General features: G+C 64.1%; 18 protein-coding genes. 2 read left to right on the top strand and 16 right to left on the bottom strand.

The annotated features are described in order from the left end of the window. Positions 1-3 precede the first annotated feature (3 nt). The 6 genes from I8J29_RS07470 to ald all read right to left on the bottom strand — a co-directional run bounded on the left by I8J29_RS07470 (position 4) and on the right by ald (position 5,091). Positions 4-180 (bottom strand): aspartyl-phosphate phosphatase Spo0E family protein, encoded by a 177-nt coding sequence (locus tag I8J29_RS07470; protein WP_208847003.1) that lies wholly within the window; start codon positions 178-180, stop codon positions 4-6. A gap of 119 nt (positions 181-299) precedes the next feature. Then, the gene (locus tag I8J29_RS07465) at positions 300-1,118 is read right to left on the bottom strand and encodes a purine-nucleoside phosphorylase (protein WP_208847002.1); all 819 of its coding nucleotides are present in this window, start codon (positions 1,116-1,118) and stop codon (positions 300-302) included. A 78-nt stretch (positions 1,119-1,196) separates the two neighbouring features. Further along, on the bottom strand, positions 1,197-2,372 hold the full coding sequence (deoB, locus tag I8J29_RS07460; protein ID WP_208847001.1) for a phosphopentomutase: 1,176 nt from the start codon (positions 2,370-2,372) through the stop codon (positions 1,197-1,199). A 125-nt stretch (positions 2,373-2,497) separates the two neighbouring features. Continuing rightward, positions 2,498-3,397 carry a tyrosine recombinase gene (locus tag I8J29_RS07455; protein WP_208847000.1) on the bottom strand — a complete coding sequence of 300 codons (900 nt, stop codon included), beginning with the start codon at positions 3,395-3,397 and terminating at the stop codon, positions 2,498-2,500. A gap of 115 nt (positions 3,398-3,512) precedes the next feature. Continuing rightward, positions 3,513-3,749, bottom strand: a complete 237-nt coding sequence (locus I8J29_RS07450; RefSeq protein ID WP_208846999.1) for a DUF4227 family protein — start codon at positions 3,747-3,749, stop codon at positions 3,513-3,515. Positions 3,750-3,948: 199 nt separating this feature from the next. Continuing rightward, a complete protein-coding gene (gene ald / locus I8J29_RS07445) occupies positions 3,949-5,091 on the bottom strand; it encodes an alanine dehydrogenase (RefSeq protein WP_208846998.1) in 1,143 nt (380 codons plus the stop codon). A 217-nt stretch (positions 5,092-5,308) separates the two neighbouring features. On the opposite strand from ald, the gene I8J29_RS07440 reads away from it, so the two are divergent. Then, positions 5,309-6,580, top strand: coding sequence for a S8 family peptidase (locus I8J29_RS07440; RefSeq protein ID WP_338113095.1), 1,272 nt, complete (start codon positions 5,309-5,311; stop codon positions 6,578-6,580). Positions 6,581-6,645: 65 nt separating this feature from the next. Here I8J29_RS07440 and fur read toward each other — a convergent pair whose 3' ends face one another. From fur to I8J29_RS07420, 4 genes are all read right to left on the bottom strand, one after another. Beyond that, positions 6,646-7,113, bottom strand: a complete 468-nt coding sequence (fur, locus tag I8J29_RS07435; RefSeq protein WP_090638015.1) for a ferric iron uptake transcriptional regulator — start codon at positions 7,111-7,113, stop codon at positions 6,646-6,648. Positions 7,114-7,204: 91 nt separating this feature from the next. Continuing rightward, positions 7,205-7,858 carry a stage II sporulation protein M gene (spoIIM, locus tag I8J29_RS07430; protein WP_208846996.1) on the bottom strand — a complete coding sequence of 218 codons (654 nt, stop codon included), beginning with the start codon at positions 7,856-7,858 and terminating at the stop codon, positions 7,205-7,207. Positions 7,859-7,966: 108 nt separating this feature from the next. Next, the gene (locus I8J29_RS07425) at positions 7,967-9,199 is read right to left on the bottom strand and encodes an endonuclease Q family protein (RefSeq protein ID WP_208846995.1); all 1,233 of its coding nucleotides are present in this window, start codon (positions 9,197-9,199) and stop codon (positions 7,967-7,969) included. Beyond that, positions 9,199-9,756, bottom strand: a complete 558-nt coding sequence (locus I8J29_RS07420) for an NUDIX domain-containing protein (RefSeq protein ID WP_208847163.1) — start codon at positions 9,754-9,756, stop codon at positions 9,199-9,201. Before I8J29_RS07420 ends, I8J29_RS07425 begins: the two co-directional genes overlap by 1 nt. Before the next feature lie 129 nt (positions 9,757-9,885). Here I8J29_RS07420 and mciZ point away from each other — a divergent pair, with 129 nt between their 5' ends. Further along, positions 9,886-10,044: a Z-ring formation inhibitor MciZ gene (gene mciZ, locus I8J29_RS07415; RefSeq protein WP_208846994.1), complete on the top strand. Its 159-nt coding sequence runs from the start codon at positions 9,886-9,888 to the stop codon at positions 10,042-10,044. 208 nt (positions 10,045-10,252) lie between these two features. Here mciZ and I8J29_RS07410 read toward each other — a convergent pair whose 3' ends face one another. From I8J29_RS07410 to lpdA, 6 genes are all read right to left on the bottom strand, one after another. Beyond that, positions 10,253-11,386, bottom strand: a complete 1,134-nt coding sequence (locus I8J29_RS07410; protein ID WP_208846993.1) for a M20/M25/M40 family metallo-hydrolase — start codon at positions 11,384-11,386, stop codon at positions 10,253-10,255. A gap of 127 nt (positions 11,387-11,513) precedes the next feature. Further along, positions 11,514-12,263 carry a lipoyl(octanoyl) transferase LipB gene (gene lipB, locus I8J29_RS07405; protein WP_208846992.1) on the bottom strand — a complete coding sequence of 250 codons (750 nt, stop codon included), beginning with the start codon at positions 12,261-12,263 and terminating at the stop codon, positions 11,514-11,516. A 17-nt stretch (positions 12,264-12,280) separates the two neighbouring features. Further along, positions 12,281-13,663: a dihydrolipoamide acetyltransferase family protein gene (locus tag I8J29_RS07400; protein WP_208846991.1), complete on the bottom strand. Its 1,383-nt coding sequence runs from the start codon at positions 13,661-13,663 to the stop codon at positions 12,281-12,283. 45 nt (positions 13,664-13,708) lie between these two features. Beyond that, the gene (locus tag I8J29_RS07395; protein WP_208846990.1) at positions 13,709-14,692 is read right to left on the bottom strand and encodes an alpha-ketoacid dehydrogenase subunit beta; all 984 of its coding nucleotides are present in this window, start codon (positions 14,690-14,692) and stop codon (positions 13,709-13,711) included. 1 nt (position 14,693) lies between these two features. After that, positions 14,694-15,728, bottom strand: coding sequence for a thiamine pyrophosphate-dependent dehydrogenase E1 component subunit alpha (locus I8J29_RS07390; protein WP_208846989.1), 1,035 nt, complete (start codon positions 15,726-15,728; stop codon positions 14,694-14,696). Positions 15,729-15,855: 127 nt separating this feature from the next. Then, positions 15,856-17,280, bottom strand: a complete 1,425-nt coding sequence (lpdA, locus tag I8J29_RS07385; RefSeq protein WP_208846988.1) for a dihydrolipoyl dehydrogenase — start codon at positions 17,278-17,280, stop codon at positions 15,856-15,858. Positions 17,281-17,342: the final 62 nt, after the last annotated feature.

Raw genomic sequence — 17,342 nt, 5'->3', positions numbered from 1 at the left:
CGTTCAGCCTTGAGCCGACTCCGGCGTCCGGTTTTTTTCGCGCTGTGCTTTGACGATGAGCTGGTCGAGCGTCTGGCTGAGCAGCAGGACGTCGCGGTTCAGGAACGTTCCCTTTCCCATGGCGGCGCTTACCAGCTGACCGCGCAGACGCTCGAGTAAATGATAGCTTTGCTTGTCCATGAAAAAAATTCCCCGCTTTATGAAGGATGGTGGATTAATGATCACGGACATTATACGACGACCATGCGGTAAAGAATGTCACAATGAGTCGAGACCGATTGTTACAATTGTGTTACAAACTATACCGAAGGAATCAGTCCCGTCACGAGTCCAAGGAACCGGGTTTTCACGCGTTCCGTCGTTTCCATGACCTCGCCGTGGGACAGCGGCTGATCCAAAATACCCGACGCCATGTTGCTGATGCACGAAATTCCGAGCACTTCCATGCCGGAATGATTCGCCGCGATGACCTCCGCGACCGTCGACATGCCGACAGCATCCGCTCCGAGGACGCGCATCATGCGGATTTCCGCCGGCGTTTCGTAGGACGGGCCGAGCACGGCCAGGTAGACGCCTTCCCGGAGCGAGAAGCCCTGCTCCCGGGCGACGTTCGCCGCCAGCTCGCGCAGGCGCTTGCTGTACGGCTGCGACATGTCCGGGAAACGGACGCCGAGCTCGTTGTCGTTCGGGCCGACGAGCGGATTGCGCCCTTGGAAATTGATATGGTCGCTAATCAGCATGAGATCGCCCGGGCTGTAGCCCGTGTTCACCCCGCCGGCGGCGTTCGTGACGATCAGCTTGGACGCGCCGATCGCTTTCATGACGCGGACCGGGAAAGCCGTCAGCTCGGGACCGTAGCCTTCGTACATGTGGAACCGGCCGCGCATCAGCACGACGGGACGCCCGGACAACGTGCCGATCATGAGCTCGCCGGCATGACCTTCCACCGTCGACGCCGGGAAATGCGGAATGTCCTCGTACGGGATCACGACCGCGTCCTCGATATAGTCGCCCAGAATGCCCAGGCCCGAGCCCATAATCAGGCCGACCTCCGGCTTGAGCGAAATTTTCCCCAAAATATACTCCGCCGCTTCGCGGACTTGCGCTGCGTTCAACATCTCCCTGTTTCCTCCTTGGTTGGTCATGCCCTAGATCAGTCGCCTGCCGGTTGCCGCCCAGCGCCCGGGCAGAGGCCGTTACTTCAGCTCGCCGAGGAACGACGCGCCGTTCGGCGGCCGCTTCGCGCCGAAGTTGTCGGCGATCGTGGCCGCCACGTCGGCATACGTGGCGCGCACGCCGAGCGAGCCGGAGCGCTTCAGCGCCGGACCGTAGACGAGCAGCGGCACGTATTCGCGGGTATGGTCGGTGCCCCGGTAGGTCGGATCGTTGCCGTGATCGGCCGTGACGATCACCAGGTCCCGCTCCCCGAGCCGCTTCTCCAGCTCCGGCACCGCCCGGTCGAACTCCTCGAGCGCGCCGGCGTAGCCCCGCGGGTCGCGCCGATGGCCGAACAGCGAGTCGAAGTCGACGAGGTTCGTGAACAGCAGACCGCGGAACGGCTTGTCCAGCGCGTCCAGCGTCTTCGCGATGCCGTCCGCGTTGCTCTTCGTCGGCAGCGTCTCCGTGACGCCTTCGCCGCAGAAGATGTCGTTGATCTTCCCGACCGCGATCACGTCAAAGCCTTCGTCCTTCAGCGCGTTCAGCACCGTCGGCTCCGGCGGCTTCACGGCGTAATCGTGCCGGTTCGGCGTCCGCTTGAACGCGCCCGGCTCGCCGACGTACGGCCGCGCGATGACCCGGCCGACCGCGAAGCGCTCGTCCATCGTCAGCTCGCGCGCGATTTCGCAGGCCCGGTACAGCTCCTCGAGCGGAATCAAGTCTTCGTGCGCGGCGATTTGGAACACGCTGTCCGCGGACGTGTAGACGATCCACTTGCCCGTCTTCAGCTGCTCCTCGCCCAGCTCGTCGAGAATCTCCGTCCCGCTCGCGGACTTGTTGCCCAGCACGCCGCGGCCGGTCCGTTCCGCGAACGCGTCGATCAGCTCCGCCGGGAAGCCGTCCGCGAACGTCTGGAACGGCACCGTGATCTTCAGGCCGGCGATTTCCCAGTGGCCCGTCATCGTATCCTTGCCCGAGGACACCTCGGCCATCTTGCCGTAATAGGCCCTGGGGCCGCCTTCCGGCGTCCAATCGCCCAGCGCTTCGATGCGGTCCAGTCCCCAGCGCCGCAGCTGCGGCAACTTCATCTCCGGCACCTCGCGCAAAATATGGCCCAGCGTATGGGCGCCGGCGTCGCCGAACGCCGGGGCGTCGGGCAGTTCGCCGATGCCGACGCTGTCGAGCACGATGACTGCAATTCGGTCAAAACGCATACGTTCACTCCGTTCTGGTTTCTCTTCTCGTGATGGGACGATAATGGCTAAGAAATGTTGCCTGCTTCATTCTTCATGCCGATAGCCGAATGCATTTCGAATGCTTGCCGACCGGTAACGGCCGGCTATGTATGCCGCCCCGCGCGCGGGTGGGCTTGACGGTACACGTCGTTGATCCGCGCCTTCGCGGGCTGCGCGTACTGCAGCGTCGCCTGCAGGCCGGCGTGGCCCATCATTTCCTGGACGGACCGGAGATCCGCCCCGTTCCGCAGCAGATGGGCCGCGAACGCCTGCCGCAGCGAATGCGGCGTCAGCTCCCGCTCGATGCCGGCGTCCCGCGCGGCCTGCTTCAGGATTTTCCACAAACCCTGGCGCGTTATCCGGCCGCCCTGCAGGTTCAGGAAGAGGGCTTGTCCGCCCGCCTTCGCGAGCTGGGGACGCACCCGCTCCAAGTAGGCGGTCAGGGCGTCCGCCGCCGCGCCGCCGACCGGAATGATCCGCTCGCGGCCCCGCGCGTCGACGCAGCGGATGATGCCCAGCTCGAGCCGCACGTGCTCGAGGTCGAGCGCGACCAGCTCGGACACGCGCATGCCCGTCGCGTACAGCGTCTCCATCATCGCCGCGTCGCGCATGCCCGCGTCGGAGGCCGCGTCCGGCGCGGCGAGCAGCCGCTCGATCTCCTCCGGCTCGAGCGCCTCCGCCTTGCGCTTGTCCGGCTTCGGCGCCTCCAGTCCGATCGCCGGATTCGACGGGATGCGCCCGCTGGCGACCAGCCCGTGGAAGAACGACCGGACGGCGACCATCTGCCGCGCGACGGTCGCCGCGGCCCGCCCCTGCTCCCGCAGCCGGTTAAAATAGAGGGACAGCTGATGCTTCTGCACGTCCTCCGCCCGGTCGACGCCTTCGCCTCGCAAATACGCCGTCATTTGAAGCAAATCCCGCTCGTACGACTGGAGCGTCTGGGGCGACTTCGGGCGTTCGCCCTGCCGCAGCGCGTCGATAAAAGCTTTTACGTCTTCGTTCATGCCGCGTTCCTTTCCGGGACGTACGGCCGCCGCCGGTCCACATGACAACATTCCACGGCCGGCCGGCCATATCCTGCAAACCGGCGCCGAATCTGTCGAAACCAAGGCGGACGGCCTACTCGCCGTACCAATAAAACAGCCGCAGCCGCTCCGCGATGCTGCCGTTCTCCCCTTCCTGCTGATCCGCCGCCTTGAATACCTTCAGCGCGTGTCCCTGCGGCACGCGGTACGGATCGTCCGGCGCGATCCAGACCGCGATCAGCCGGCAGCCGCCGTACATCGTCACCGTGAACACGCCGAGCAGCAGCACGAACAGCAGCCGCCGCAGCCATCTGCGCACCGATACAACCATCGATCGCGTCCCCTTCCCATGCGAAAACGGACATGAGCCGCGGCCCGCTTCCCGGGGCCATGGTTGTCCTTTACATCACCATATGAGAAGAGCGCCCCGTTCATGCCTAGGCGGACCGGGCGTTTGCCGGCGGAAGGATGCGAACCGCCGGGCGGACGCTACGACGCGCGGAATGGCGGGCGGCGTTAGCGGCGGCGCTCTAGCTCAGCTTCTCGAAGCGGATGCTTTCGAGCAGCTGCTCCATGCTGACATAGGGCATGCCGACGGCTTCGGCGACCTGCGGATGCGTCACGCGGCCTTTGAACGTGTTGACGCCTTTGCGCAGCGGCTCGTTGTGCCGGACCGCTTCCTCGAGCCCTTTGCCGGCCAGCTCCAGCGCGTACGGCATCGTCGCGTTCGTAAGCGCGAGCGTCGACGTCCGCGGCACGGCGCCGGGCATGTTCGCGACGGCGTAATGCAGCACGCCGTGCTTCTCGTAGACGGGATCCTTGTGCGTCGTCACCCGGTCGATCGTCGCGATGGTGCCGCCTTGGTCCACGGCCACGTCCACGATCACCGCGCCTTTCTTCATGCTCTTGACCATGTCCTCGGTGACGAGATGCGGCGCGCGGGCGCCCGGAATGAGCACGGCCCCGATCAGCAGGTCCGCCTTCTTCACCGCGCTGGCGATATTGTACGCGTTGGACATCAGCGTCCGGATGCGCCCGCCGAACACGTCGTCGATGTAGCGCATCCGCTCGGCGCTCCGTTCGAGAATGACGACGCTCGCGCCCATGCCGAGCGCGATCCGCGCGGCGTTCGTGCCGACGATGCCGCCGCCGAGAATGATGACTTCCGCGGGCGGGACGCCGGGCACGCCGCCGAGCAAAATGCCGCGGCCGCCGTAGAACGCCTCCAGAAACTGCGACCCGACCTGCACCGCCATGCGCCCGGCCACCTCGCTCATCGGCGTCAAGAGCGGCAGACTGCCGTTCGCCAGCTGGATCGTCTCGTACGCGACGCCTGACACGTCCTTGTCGACGAGCGCCTTCGTCAATTCCGGCGCGGCCGCCAGATGCAGGTACGTGAAGAGCAGCAGGCCCTCCCGGAAGAAGCCGAACTCCTCCGGCAGCGGCTCCTTGACCTTCATGATCATCTCCGCCCGCGCCCAGACCTCCTTGGCGTCGTCGACGATCGTCGCCCCTTCGCCCTCGTACGCCTCGTCCGAAAAGCTGCTGCCCGCGCCGGCTCCGCTTTGAACGAGCACCTCGTGGCCGGCCGCCTTCAGCATCGCCGCCCCGGCCGGCGTAAGCGCGACGCGGTATTCGCTTGCTTTGATTTCTTTCGGCACGCCGATGATCATAACGCATCTCCCTCTCCTGTTTCCTTGCTTCATCATATACAGGCAGCGGACGGGTTGACAGTCCTCGCTGATACGATTTCCTCGGCTGACATAAATTATGTACCCCGGGAGGCGAATGCCCAAGCCCCCGTGCGGACGCCTCCATACACTGCAGTAATGGCTTCGCCACGCATCGCCCATGTCGTCTATCGCAAAAGGAGGTACTGCCTTGCCCAAGGTGGAGAAGCTGCTGCTCAGCTGTTCGTCGGCCCGCTCGTCCGCCCATACGACGCGGAAACTGATCGGCTTCAAGCGGCGCGGCCAATACGTGAGATGCATGAACCAACTGGCGAATTACGGCATTAAACCGATCAAAAGCATTCGGCGCGGCCGGCTGATCGTCTGCTATCTCGACAATCGCCGTACCGACAAGCTCCATTCGCTCGCGGCACATCCCGACGTCAAATTCATCGAACCGGACTCCAAAGTCCGCGCGCACGGCATCGGCCCGGGAACGGGGAGCGGCCCCGTCCGGATCCGAAGCTGCCGTCCGGCGTCCCCGTACGTGAAACGCAAGCTCCGCGCGAAAAGCGCCAAAGCCGGCGTGCGCTCGAACGATTCCGGCGGCTCGGCGCCCTGGAACGTCAAGCAGGTTCAGGCGCATGCGGTCTGGCCGTCGACGCGCGGCGGCGGCGTCGGCATCGGCATCATCGACACCGGCATCGGCAAAAACGCCGATCTGTACGTCTCCGGCGGCGTCAACACGATGGGCGGCAGCTCGTACGCGGACGACAACGGCCACGGCACGCACGTCGCCGGCATCGCGGCCGGACTCGGCAAGAACGGCTTGACCGGCGTCGCGCCCGGCGCCAAGCTGTACGCGGTCAAGGCGCTCGACGCGAACGGCGCCGGTTACATTTCGGACTTGATCAAGGGCATCGAATGGTGCATCAAGAAAAAAATTCCCATCATCAACATGAGCCTCGGACTCGAGGGCGAAACGAGCTCGGCCCTGAAGGAAGCGGTGGAACGCGCCCGGAAGAGCGGCATCGTCGTCGTCGCCTCGGCCGGCAACAGCGGCCCGTCGAACAATAACGGCATCGACCAGCCCGCGCGGTATTCCGACGCGATCGCCGTCGCGGCCACCACGAAGAGCGGCCGGATCGCCGAGTTCAGCAGCCGCGGTTCCGGCATCGACGTGGCGGCACCCGGCAGTTACATCAAATCGACGAAGCCGGGCGGCGGCTACGCCGTCATGTCCGGCACCAGCATGTCGTGCCCGCATATCGCCGGCGGCGCGGCCCTGCTGAAGGCGCTCAATCCGAGCCTCACGCCGTACGGCGTCAAGAAGCGCCTGCGCGCGTCCGCGAATAAGCTGTCCGGCTACGGCTCGAAGGTGCAGGGCTACGGCGTGGCCCAGCTGTCGGACGCCGCGGGCATCGAGCGCGAGGCCGAGTCGGCGCGGCATCGGAGCAAGGCGCGCGCGTCCGCCCGGCGCAAGAAGAAATAAGCGACAAAAAAACTCCCTTTAACAGCGGAGCCCAGTCGGTGGACTGTGCACCCTGCGGAAGGGAGTTATTGTTGGTCCGGTTTGGCCAGATTGTTTTTCGCCCTGCAATTTTTGCATACCCCTTGAAAATCAAGCCGGTGGTCGACAACCGTGAAGCCGTATTCCTTCTCCAACCGTTCCTCGAGCGGCCCGAGCCAATCTTCCAATATTTCGCTCATCGTGCCGCATTGGACGCAGATGAGATGATGGTGATGATGTTTGTTGTTATCAGTCCGCAAGTCGTACCGCGCGACGCCGTCGCCGAAGTTCAGCTTCTCCACGACGTGGAGCTCGCTGAGCAGCTCGAGCGTGCGGTAGACGGTGGCAAGCCCGATCTCGGGCGCTTTATCCTTAACGAGCATGAAGACGTCTTCGGCGCTCAGATGATCCTCTTCGTTCTCCAATAGCACGCGAACGGTCGCTTCCCGCTGCGGAGTCAGCTTGTACCCCTGCGACTGCAGCTGCTGCTTGACTTTATCAATCCGGGATTCCATGGCTTTCCCCCTCGCAACATGACTTCGGCTGGAACCGGTGTGGGTTTCAGCTTTAATTATAGGTGCTTCTATCGAGGAAAGTCAATTTTTTTTAGAATGATTCCAATTCAGCGGGAAGCCCCGCCACGAGCGGCGCGGCCCAGCGCAGCAGGATCGGCGTCACGTACGATTCTACCAAAGCCGCGGCGATCAAGAGAACGAGCATCGCGGCGGCCGTCGCCGTATACGCGAGCAGCGGGCGGCCCAGCGGGCCGAAGCGGCCGAAGAGGCGGCTCTTCGCGACGTGGACGGCGAACGTGACGGCGGAGACGCTGGCGATCAGGAAGGCCGGCACCGCGATCAGGTTGACCGGGGCCACCGACGCGAGCGAGAACGCGAGCCCCTTCCAGGCGAATTCCCGGACGAGCATGCCGATCGCGAAGCCGACGAGCACGCCTTTCAAGAAGTCCAGCGCGAGCACGAACGGCATGCCGACGACGGTCAGGCCGAGCACCCAGACGAGCAGCAGCCATTTGGCCTGAAACCAGGCCCGGTCCGCGAACGTCTCGCCGCCCTGCGCCATCGTGCCGTTCTGGATATGAAGAATGAATTGCCGGATATCGTCGGACAGGTCTTGCTGCTGGTCCAGCGTCAAGGCGTTGATCATCAGCGCGCCGAAAACGACGCCGACGACGAAGAGCACGAAGACGAAGACGTAGAGCGACAGCCGGTCCTTCACGGACGTCTGAAGCGCGGAAGTTCGCATGGCACATTCCTCCAACCTGGGTTGGTACAGTGTATGTCCAAGCGTCCCCGCCTATGCCCGCCGCCTGCCGGCGGCCGGACTTCATCAATCCGGCCCTCATCATCCGGTTCAGTCCGGTTGCACGACCTTGCCGTATCGGCCGCCGCCGCCCGCTTGCAGGCGAAGCCCGCCGAGACGCGCCGAGACGATCATGGCCGCCGCCTGCGCGCCCGCCGTCTCCGCGAGCTCGGCTTCGGGCGCGTCGTGGAGAATGGCCATCTCCGTGCCGAAGCGCGCCAACAGCTTGTCCAGCGTCTTCCGGCCGATGCCGGGTACGAACTCGAGCGGCACTTGATAGACGTATTTCGGCCGGTCCTCCGGCACGACGGACTCGACGCGTCCCGCCCGCTCCGCGAGCTCGAGGATCCGGTCCAACACGCCCCGGACCTGCTTCGGGCTGCCGCATTGGGCGCAGCGCTCGCCGTCCCCGTCCGCTTCGGCGAGCGAGCCGCAGTTCAGGCAGAAGGTCCGGTGATACTTGCCGAGCACGGGGTTGAGGCCGTAGTTGGCCGCGATGGCCCGGCCCTCTTCGCCGCGCAGGGCCATCGCGAGCTCGCGGAAGGACGGCTCGGCGAGCCGCAGCTCGTTATATTCGCGGCCGATTTTGGCCAAGGAATGCGCGTCCGAATTGGTCAAGAACGGATAACGGTCCAGGTCCGGCACGCAGCCCGCCATCCGGGTGTCCGAGCTCAAGCCGAGCTCGACGGCGTCGACGAGGCCGGGGTCGAGCGTGTCGGCCAACCGGTCGGAGCAGCTGCCGAACAAGCTCTTGTGCGGCGTGAACACATGCGCGGGCACGAATAAGCCGCCCCTGCCCTTCGCTTCCGCCTGCAGCTCGCGGCTCGGCGCGTACAGCCGCTGCGAGCTGAGCCGGACGTTGCGCATATGCTTCGCGAGCCATCCCGTGAAATCCCGCATCGCGGCGAGATCCGGCAGGAAGACGAGGTGATGCGCGGGGCCGAAGCCGGCGTCCCGCACTTCGATTTCGGCGCCGAGCAGGATGACCGTGTCCCGGTAGCGGATGCCGCCGCCCTCGGCCTCCGTCATCTCGCCGCGGTCCAGCAGCGCCTCGATGTCCTCCTGCACGCCCGGCGACTGGCAGTCGATGACGCCGAGCAGGGAGATGCCTTTGCGGACGGCCGCTTCGTGCGCGATGTTCCGGAACGTCAAGTCGCGGCTGCCGCTGATTTTAACCGGTTCCCCCCGCTCGGTCCGCCCGATGTGCAGATGCAGGTCGGCGAACACCCGCCGCAGCGGAGCCGGACCTTCGGCGCGGCCGGCGGTATCCGCTTGCCCGTTCATTAAATCTCTCCCGTCAGCCGGTATACTTGCCAGGCGTACACCGCAAGCACCGTCTTGGCGTCGCTGATGCGCTCTTCCCGGATATATTGCTGCGCCTGCTCGAACGTGATCGCCTCCACGGCCAGAAACTCATCCTCGTCCGGCGCGCTTTCCCCCTTGACGAGATCCTCGGCGAGATACACGTACAGCTTTTCGTCGGCAAAGCCCGGCGACGTGTAGAACGCGCTCAGCGGACGCAGCTTGCCCGCCTTGTAGCCCGTCTCCTCCTCCAGCTCGCGCGCCGCGGCCGCCATCGGATCCTCCCCGGCGTCCAGCTTGCCCGCCGGAATCTCGATCTGGAATTTCTCCATCGGCTTGCGGTACTGCTCCACGACGAGCATTTTGTCGCCGATCAGCGCCAGAACCGCCGCGGCCCCGGGATGGCGGACGATTTCGCGCGTCGCCGTGCCGCCGTTCGGCAGCTGAATCGTATCCACTTGCAGCGAAATGATTTTCCCCTGAAAAATCGGTTCGGTCTTCACCGTGACTTCCCGGTATTGCTCGGTCTTCTCCAGCATGGTCGCTTCTCTCCTCGCGAATCGGTTGGTTGGCATAACTTGTCCGCCCCCCGCATACCCTCTATCAAACGGAGCATTCGGTCGGAACGCGCGATCGGAATGACGAACGGTATCGAGGGGGCAAACGACATGAAACAATATCTCGAAAACGGTCACTTGACGCTCGTGGGCAAAGCGTGGGAAATTCGCCATCAACTGAAGCTGCTCAGCAAAGCCGGCGCGAAGAGCAATGCGGCGCAAAGCCCGACGCTGCGCGAGTGGCTGCAGGCGTCGGTCCGCGCGCGGTAACGCGGCCGCGCGCCGGTTCGATGCGGCAAAACAGTCGGAACCGCAACCGGCACCGGCCGGTCGAACCGTCCTAAACGAAAGAGGAAGGGGCAGCCCGGGCGTAGACGATGTCTACCGCTTCCCGGGCGCCCCTCTTCTGCTTGGCGCCGCCTCGCGAGCCCGACCCCATCCCCGTCCGAACGCCCGCGGCCCGCAACGCGGATTACGCTTACGCCTTGCGCTGCGCGGTCAACGCGATGATCGTCAAGACCAGCTCGGCCGTCTTCTCCAGGTCCGACGCCTTGATTTGCTCGTTCGTCGTATGAATATGCTCGTACCCGACGGCCAGGTTCACCGTCGGCACGCCGAAGCCGTTGAAAATGTTCGCGTCGCTGCCGCCGCCGGAGTGGAACGTGCGCGGCGCGGCGCCGATCTTCGCGATCGCTTCCTTGGCCAGCTCCACGACCGGCGCGTCGTCGCCATGCATGAACGCCGGATACGCGAGCCGATTGTCGAACTCCGCTTTCGCCCCGTACTCCTTCGTCACCGCGTCCACCGCCGCGCGCATCGCTTCGACCTGCTTCTCCAGCTTCTCGTTCGCGATGCTGCGCGCCTCGCAGTCGAGCTTCACGTAGTCGCAGACGATGTTCGTGGCGCCGCCGCCCTCGAAGCGGCCGATGTTGGCCGTCGTCTCGTGGTCGACGCGCCCGAGCGGCATCCGCGCGACCGCTTTGCTGGCCACTTGAATCGCGCTGATGCCGTCCTCCGGATTGACGCCGGCGTGCGCGGATTTGCCGTATATCTTGATGGTGATCTTCGCCTGCGCCGGCGCGGCGACCGCGATCGCCCCGACTTCGCCGTTCGAATCGAGCGCATAGCCGTAAGCGGCTTCCAGCTTCGACCGGTCAAGCGCCTGCGCGCCGACGAGCCCGCTCTCTTCGCCGACGGTAATGACGAACTGCACCGGGCCGTGCGGCAGCTGCCGCTCCTTCAGCACGCGAATCGCCTCGAACATGGCCGCGAGCCCCGCTTTGTCGTCGCTGCCGAGGATGGTCGTGCCGTCGCTTCGGATATACCCGTCGTCGTCCAGGCGCGGCTTGATGCCGTTGCCCGGCGTCACGGTGTCCATGTGCGAGGTGAAGAAGATCGTCGGCGCCCCTTCCGCGCCGCTGGCTTGCAGCTTGACGATCAGATTGCCCGCTCCGTGGCCGGTGATCGCCGCCGCGCCGTCCTCCTCCACCGACAAGCCGAGGTCGGCAAATTTCTTCGTCAACACGTCGCAGATGCGACGCTCGTTCTTCGTCTCGCTGTCCACCTGCACGAGCTCCATGAATTCCGCAATCAATCGGTTCCGGTCGATCATCGGCTTTCCTCCGTCCGTCGTTATCGTTTACAATAGGGACAGGTCTGATGGCATACCCTCTTATTTTACACGAAAGGAGCATCCTGCCATGCGTCCCAACGCCATGATGAAAGCTTTTATTTGGGTGCTAATCGCGTCCCTCTTGATTTCCACCCTGCTGATCGGCATCGGCTGGATTTTCGAGTAGCCCTTCCAGCCGCCCGACGGTCAGCCCGAACCGGCGGCAGAAGTAAGGCAGCAGCTCCGACGCGACCTGCTCCACGCTCCGGTGAAGGCCGGTCACGTCCGCGAGCGACGTCACGGCGTACTCCTGAATGCCGCACGGGATGATGCCCTTGAAGCCGTCCTGCGCGATGCCCGCCTTCACGTTCAGCGCGAAGCCGTGGCTCGTCACGAACCCCCGCCTCGTCCGCGCTTTATTGAATTTCACGCCGATCGCCGCGATCTTCTCGTCGCCGATCCAAACGCCCGTGTATTCGGGCTTGCGGCCGCCGACGACGCCGTAGCCGGCCAGCCAATCGATGATGACCTGTTCCAAATCCCGCAAGTATTGGTGCAAATCCAGATTCGCGCTGTCCAGGTACAGCAGCGGGTAGCCGACGAGCTGCCCCGGGCCGTGGTAGGTGATGTCGCCGCCGCGGTCGATCTGGAACAGGCCGATGCCGCGCTGCGCCAGCTCCTCCTCGGAATACAGCAGGTGCTCGGGATGCTTCTGCGAACCGACCGTGTAGGTCGGCGGATGCTGAAGAAGGAGCAGCGACTCGCGCCGCTCCCCCTTGTCGATCTCTTTCACGCAGGCTTTCTGCAGGTCCCAAGCTTCGGCGTAGCCCATCATGGGCACGTACCGCACATCGATCGCTTTCACGTTCGTTGTCATCGCTTGTTCGCCTCGTTTCAATACAGCTTCGTATCCAACGTGAAGCCTTCCAAATTTTCTTTGACGCGCTGCAGGAACCGTCCGCAGATGACGCCGTCCAAGATCCGATGGTCCAAGGACAAGCAGATGTTCGCCATGGAACGCACCGCGATCATATCGTTGATGACCACGGGCCGCTTGACGATGGACTCGAACGTCACGATCGCGGCCTGCGGATAGTTGATGATGGGATAAGACAGAATGGACCCGAAGGAGCCCGTGTTGTTGACCGTGAACGTGCCGCCTTCCATGTCGGCGAGCGTCAGCTTGCCTTCGCGGGTCTTGCGGGCGAGATCCTCGATTTCGCGGGCAAGCCCGGCGATGTTCTTCTGATCCGCGTTCTTGATGACGGGCACCTTCACCGCGTCCTCCGTGCCGACGGCCAGTCCGATGTGGATGTCGCGCTTGACGATGATCTTATCGACGGCCCAGACGGAGTTCATGATCGGGAAATCCTTGATCGCGTTGACGACGGCCTTGACCCAGAACGCCAGATAGGTCAGGTTGACGCCTTCGCGCTTCATGAAGTCTTCCTTCAGCTTGTTGCGCAAGGAGACGAGGTTGGTGACGTCGACCTCCATCATCATCCACGCGTGCGGGATTTCGGTCACGCTCTGGCGCATGTTGCGCGCGATGGCATTGCGCACCGGCGTCACGTCGATGAAATACTCGCTCCGGCCCGGCAGCTGATGCCCTTCGATCTCCACCTTCGGAATGCGCGGGGTCTCCGACAGGTGAAGGCCCGTCGAGCGCACCGGCTCCTTGGAGTTCAGGTTCGGCACGGCGGCCGGCGGCTGCGGCGCGGATGGCGCCGATGCCGACGGCTTGGCGCCGCGGCCGTTCTCGATGTACGCGAGCACGTCCTTGCGCGTGATCCGGCCGCCGAGTCCCGTTCCCTGCACGTACGTCAGATTGACGTTGTGCTGGACGGCCAGCTGCTGGACCGCCGGCGAGAACCGGTGGCGCATGCCGTCGTCGCCGTCCGTCTCGCCGCGGTCGGCCAAGCCCTGCGCGCGGACCGCGGCGCGGTCGCCGCTGCTCACGCTCGTCGCCGGCGCGGCCGTCGGCGCGTCCTCGGCGCCTGCCGGCGAGCCGCCCGTGTCGCCCGCGCCTTCCTCATCGGTCTCGATCAGGCAGACCGGCGTGCCCACCGGCACCGTTTCGCCGTCGCCGACGAGGATTTTGATCAGCCGGCCCTGCACGGTCGCGGGAAGTTCGGCGTTCACTTTATCCGTTAAAATTTCGCAGATCGGCTCGTACATGTCGATCGTATCGCCCGGCTGCTTCAGCCATTTGTCGATGGTCGCGGTGACTAGCGATTCGGCGAGCTGCGGCATGACGATTTCCGTCATTGTTTTCATTCCGACCACTCCTAAACGTATGCGTGATGTCGGCGCCTTCGCTCCCTAGTACACCGCCAGGCGCTTCATGGCTTCCTTCACTTTGTCCTTGTTCAGCATGAAAAACTTCTCGCCCGGCGGGTTGATCGGCATCGCCGGCACGTCGGGGCCGCACAGCCGCATGATCGGCGCGTCCAGCTCGTACAGCATCTCTTCGGCGATGATCGCGGATACTTCGGCGCCGACGCCGCCGAATTTGTTGTCCTCGTGCACGATCAGCACTTTGCCCGTGCGGCGCGCGGCTTCGAGGACCGCTTCCGTATCGAGCGGCTGCAGCGAGCGCAGGTCGAGGACATGCGACGAGATGCCTTCCGCTTCCAGCTCGGCCGCGGCTTCCATGATGAAATGTAGCGGCATGCTGTAGCTGATGACGGTAATGTCGTCGCCTTCGCGCAGCACGTTCGCTTTGCCGATCTCGACCGTGTAGTCGCCTTCCGGCACATCGCCGCTGACCAGCTTGTAGCATTTTTTATTTTCGAAATAAAGGACGGGATCCGGGTCGCGAACGGCCGCTTTCAGCAAGCCTTTCGCGTCGTACGGCGTATACGGCGCCACGATCTTGAGACCCGGCGTGCCGAAGAATACGGATTCCGGGCACTGGGAATGGTACAGGCCGCCGAATATGCCGCCGCCGATCGGCGCGCGGATGACGAGCGGGCAGTTCCAGTCGTTGTTGGAACGGTAGCGGATTTTCGCCGCCTCGCTGATGATCTGGTTCGTGGCCGGGAACATGAAGTCGGAGTACTGCATCTCGGCGATCGGCTTCATGCCGTACATCGCCGCGCCGATGGCGGCGCCGGCGATGGCCGATTCCGCCAGCGGCGTATCGAGCACGCGGTCCTCGCCGAACTGCTCCAGGAGCCCTTTCGTCGTCGTGAAGACGCCGCCCTTGTACCCGACGTCCTCGCCGAGCACGAACACGTCCTCGTCGCGTTCCATCTCTTCCTTCATGGCCAAACGGATGGCATCGATATAGTCCATTTTCGGCATGTCAGCGTCCTCCTCTGCCTGCGTCGTCGCCGTCGTAGACGTGATACAGGATGTCTTCCGGCTCGGGGAACGCCGCTTTGTCGCCGTAGGTCGTCGCTTCGTCGACGGCCGCCTTCACTTCCTGCTGCAGCAAGGCGTCACGCTCCTCGTCCAGGACGCCGCAGTCGATCAGATACTGCCTGAACTTCGGAAGACCGTCCTTGCCGCGGTGCATCTCGATCTCTTCCTTCGTCCGGTAAGCCGTGTCCTCGTCGGACGTGGAATGCGGCGACAGCCGGTACATGACGGCTTCGACCAGCGTCGGCCCTTCGCCGCGGATCGCGCGTTCGCGCGCTTCTTTCACGACGCGGTATACCTCGAGCGGATCGTTGCCGTCGACGGCGACGCCCGGAAAGCCGTAGCCGAGCGCGCGGTCCGCGATCCGGCCGCCGACCTGCTTGTGCAGCGGAACGGAAATCGCGTATTGGTTATTTTCGCACATGAAGATCACCGGCAGCTTGTGCACGCCCGCCATATTGGCGCCTTCATGGAAGTCGCCTTGGTTGCTGGAGCCGTCGCCGAACGTGACGAAGCTGACGAACTCCTTCTTCTTCATCTTAGCCGCGAGCGCGATGCCGACGGCGTGCGGTACCTGCGTCGTGACCGGGCTCGACCCCGTGACGATGCGAAGACGCTTGGAGCCGAAGTGGCCGGGCATTTGGCGGCCGCCGCTGTTGGGATCGGCCGCTTTGGAGAATAGGCTGAGCATCAGCTCGCGCAAGGTCATGCCGACCGAAAGAACGAACGCGTAATCGCGGTAATAGGGCAAAAAGTAATCCTGCTCGCGGTCAAGCGCGAAAGCGGCCCCGACCTGCGCCGCCTCCTGGCCGATGCCGGAGACGTGGAATTTGATCTTCCCCGCCCGCTGGAGCAGAAGACAACGCTCGTCGTAACGCCGGCCCGTCAGCATCAGCTTATACATCTCGATCACTTGTTCATCCGTGAGTCCAAGCGCCGCATGCTTCGGCTGCTTGACGGCGGATTCCGATTGAGTCATGAGGTTCGCCCTCCTTTTAGCTGCTATTATAACCAGGTACTAAGACTTGCCTATACCCATTATAACCGACTTCGGGACAAAAGGAAATGCTGCCTCGTTTTGCCTCTTTCCCGCGGCGCGTCCCGATTCAGAACGCCAGCGCCTTCCCGTCGACGGCGAGCATCGCTTCGCCCAGCGCCTCCGAGAGCGTCGGATGCGGGTGAATGACCTGCGCCACTTCCCACGGCGCGGCGTCGAGCAGCATCGCGAGCGACGCTTCCGACAACAGGTCCGTCGCGTGCGGACCGACGAGGTGGACGCCGAGCAGGTCGTTCGTCTTCGCGTCCGCGATCACTTTGGCGAAGCCTTCCGGCTCGCCGAGCACTTGCGCCTTGCCGATCGCCTGGAACGGCACCTTGCCGACTTTGATAGCATGTCCTTGTTTGCCGGCTTCGTCCTCCGTCAGTCCGATCGAGGCGATTTCCGGCTTGGCGTAGATCGCCCGCGGGATGCGGGCATGCTCCGGCGCCTGTTCGGCGCCGCCGAGAATATGTCCGACCGCGACGATCGCTTCGTGCGCGGCGGCGTGCGCCAGCTGCATCCCTCCCGTTACGTCGCCGACGGCGTAGATATGCGGCTCGTTCGTCTGGAAGAACGCGTTGACCTTGATCGCGCCCTTCTCGACGCGGACGTCGGTGTTTTCCAGGCCGATGCCTTCGACGTTCCCTTGCCGGCCGACCGAAACGAGCAAGCGTTCCGCGGTCAAGATGACGGGACCGTCGGCCGTATCCGCCGTAACGGAACCTACGCCGTCACTAAAGGTATACGTTTCCGGCTTCAATTGGATGCCGGTTAAAATCCGCACGCCCCGGCGCCGCAGCTGCTTGGTCAATTCGGCCGCCGCGTCGGCGTCCTCGCCGGGGAGCAGCCGCGCGGCGGATTCCGCCAGCGTCACCTCGATGCCGAAGTCGATCAGCATGGACGCCCATTCCACGCCGATAACGCCGCCGCCGACGATCAGCACCGACTTCGGCAGCTCGTCCATCTCCAGCGCCTCGTCACTCGACATGATCCGGCCTTCCACGGGCTCGAGCCCTTTCAAGATGCGCGGCCGCGAGCCCGTCGCGATGATGAGATGGGCCGGCACGACCGTCTCCATCTCGCCGTCCGCCAGCTCCACCGCCACGCTCCCGCTCTTCGGCGAGAAGATCGACGGGCCGATCACGGTCCCGCTCCCGTGAAGGACGGTGATGCCGTGCTTGCGCATCAAGTACTGCAAGCCCTTGTACAGATTTTCGACGGTACCGTTCTTGCGCTGCTGCACCTTGGCGAAATCAAGCGTGACGGCGCCGTCCACCTGAACGCCGAACGCGTCGGCCTTGCGCAGCGTGGCGAACACCTCCGCGCTCCGCAGCAGCGCTTTGCTTGGGATGCATCCTTTATGTAAACACGTTCCGCCGAGCTTCTCCTTCTCGATAACGACGGCTTTCTTTCCCGCCTGCGCGGCTTTGATGGCCGCCGTATATCCTGCGATGCCTCCGCCGATGATGGCAATGTCGCACGCGATCGTCATGGTCGTTCCCCTCTCCGTATGGTCAAGCTGATCCACTTCCTATTGTACCTGTTTTCGTTCCG

This window comes from Paenibacillus artemisiicola, assembly GCF_017652985.1.
Taxonomy (GTDB): domain Bacteria; phylum Bacillota; class Bacilli; order Paenibacillales; family Paenibacillaceae; genus Paenibacillus_Z; species Paenibacillus_Z artemisiicola.
This window is presented reverse-complemented; position numbering and strand designations above follow the sequence as displayed.

Excerpts from the sequence above, each read along its gene's own strand:
- I8J29_RS07470 (WP_208847003.1), bottom strand. The coding sequence starts at position 180 with ATGGACAAGCAAAGCTATCATTTACTCGAGCGTCTGCGCGGTCAGCTG.
- I8J29_RS07465 (WP_208847002.1), bottom strand. The coding sequence starts at position 1,118 with ATGTTGAACGCAGCGCAAGTCCGCGAAGCGGCGGAGTATATTTTGGGG.
- deoB (WP_208847001.1), bottom strand. The coding sequence starts at position 2,372 with ATGCGTTTTGACCGAATTGCAGTCATCGTGCTCGACAGCGTCGGCATC.
- I8J29_RS07455 (WP_208847000.1), bottom strand. The coding sequence starts at position 3,397 with ATGAACGAAGACGTAAAAGCTTTTATCGACGCGCTGCGGCAGGGCGAA.
- I8J29_RS07450 (WP_208846999.1), bottom strand. The coding sequence starts at position 3,749 with ATGGTTGTATCGGTGCGCAGATGGCTGCGGCGGCTGCTGTTCGTGCTG.
- ald (WP_208846998.1), bottom strand. The coding sequence starts at position 5,091 with ATGATCATCGGCGTGCCGAAAGAAATCAAAGCAAGCGAATACCGCGTC.
- fur (WP_090638015.1), bottom strand. The coding sequence starts at position 7,113 with ATGGAATCCCGGATTGATAAAGTCAAGCAGCAGCTGCAGTCGCAGGGG.
- spoIIM (WP_208846996.1), bottom strand. The coding sequence starts at position 7,858 with ATGCGAACTTCCGCGCTTCAGACGTCCGTGAAGGACCGGCTGTCGCTC.
- I8J29_RS07425 (WP_208846995.1), bottom strand. The coding sequence starts at position 9,199 with ATGAACGGGCAAGCGGATACCGCCGGCCGCGCCGAAGGTCCGGCTCCG.
- I8J29_RS07420 (WP_208847163.1), bottom strand. The coding sequence starts at position 9,756 with ATGCTGGAGAAGACCGAGCAATACCGGGAAGTCACGGTGAAGACCGAA.
- mciZ (WP_208846994.1), top strand. The coding sequence starts at position 9,886 with ATGAAACAATATCTCGAAAACGGTCACTTGACGCTCGTGGGCAAAGCG.
- I8J29_RS07410 (WP_208846993.1), bottom strand. The coding sequence starts at position 11,386 with ATGATCGACCGGAACCGATTGATTGCGGAATTCATGGAGCTCGTGCAG.
- lipB (WP_208846992.1), bottom strand. The coding sequence starts at position 12,263 with ATGACAACGAACGTGAAAGCGATCGATGTGCGGTACGTGCCCATGATG.
- I8J29_RS07400 (WP_208846991.1), bottom strand. The coding sequence starts at position 13,663 with ATGAAAACAATGACGGAAATCGTCATGCCGCAGCTCGCCGAATCGCTA.
- I8J29_RS07395 (WP_208846990.1), bottom strand. The coding sequence starts at position 14,692 with ATGCCGAAAATGGACTATATCGATGCCATCCGTTTGGCCATGAAGGAA.
- I8J29_RS07390 (WP_208846989.1), bottom strand. The coding sequence starts at position 15,728 with ATGACTCAATCGGAATCCGCCGTCAAGCAGCCGAAGCATGCGGCGCTT.
- lpdA (WP_208846988.1), bottom strand. The coding sequence starts at position 17,280 with ATGACGATCGCGTGCGACATTGCCATCATCGGCGGAGGCATCGCAGGA.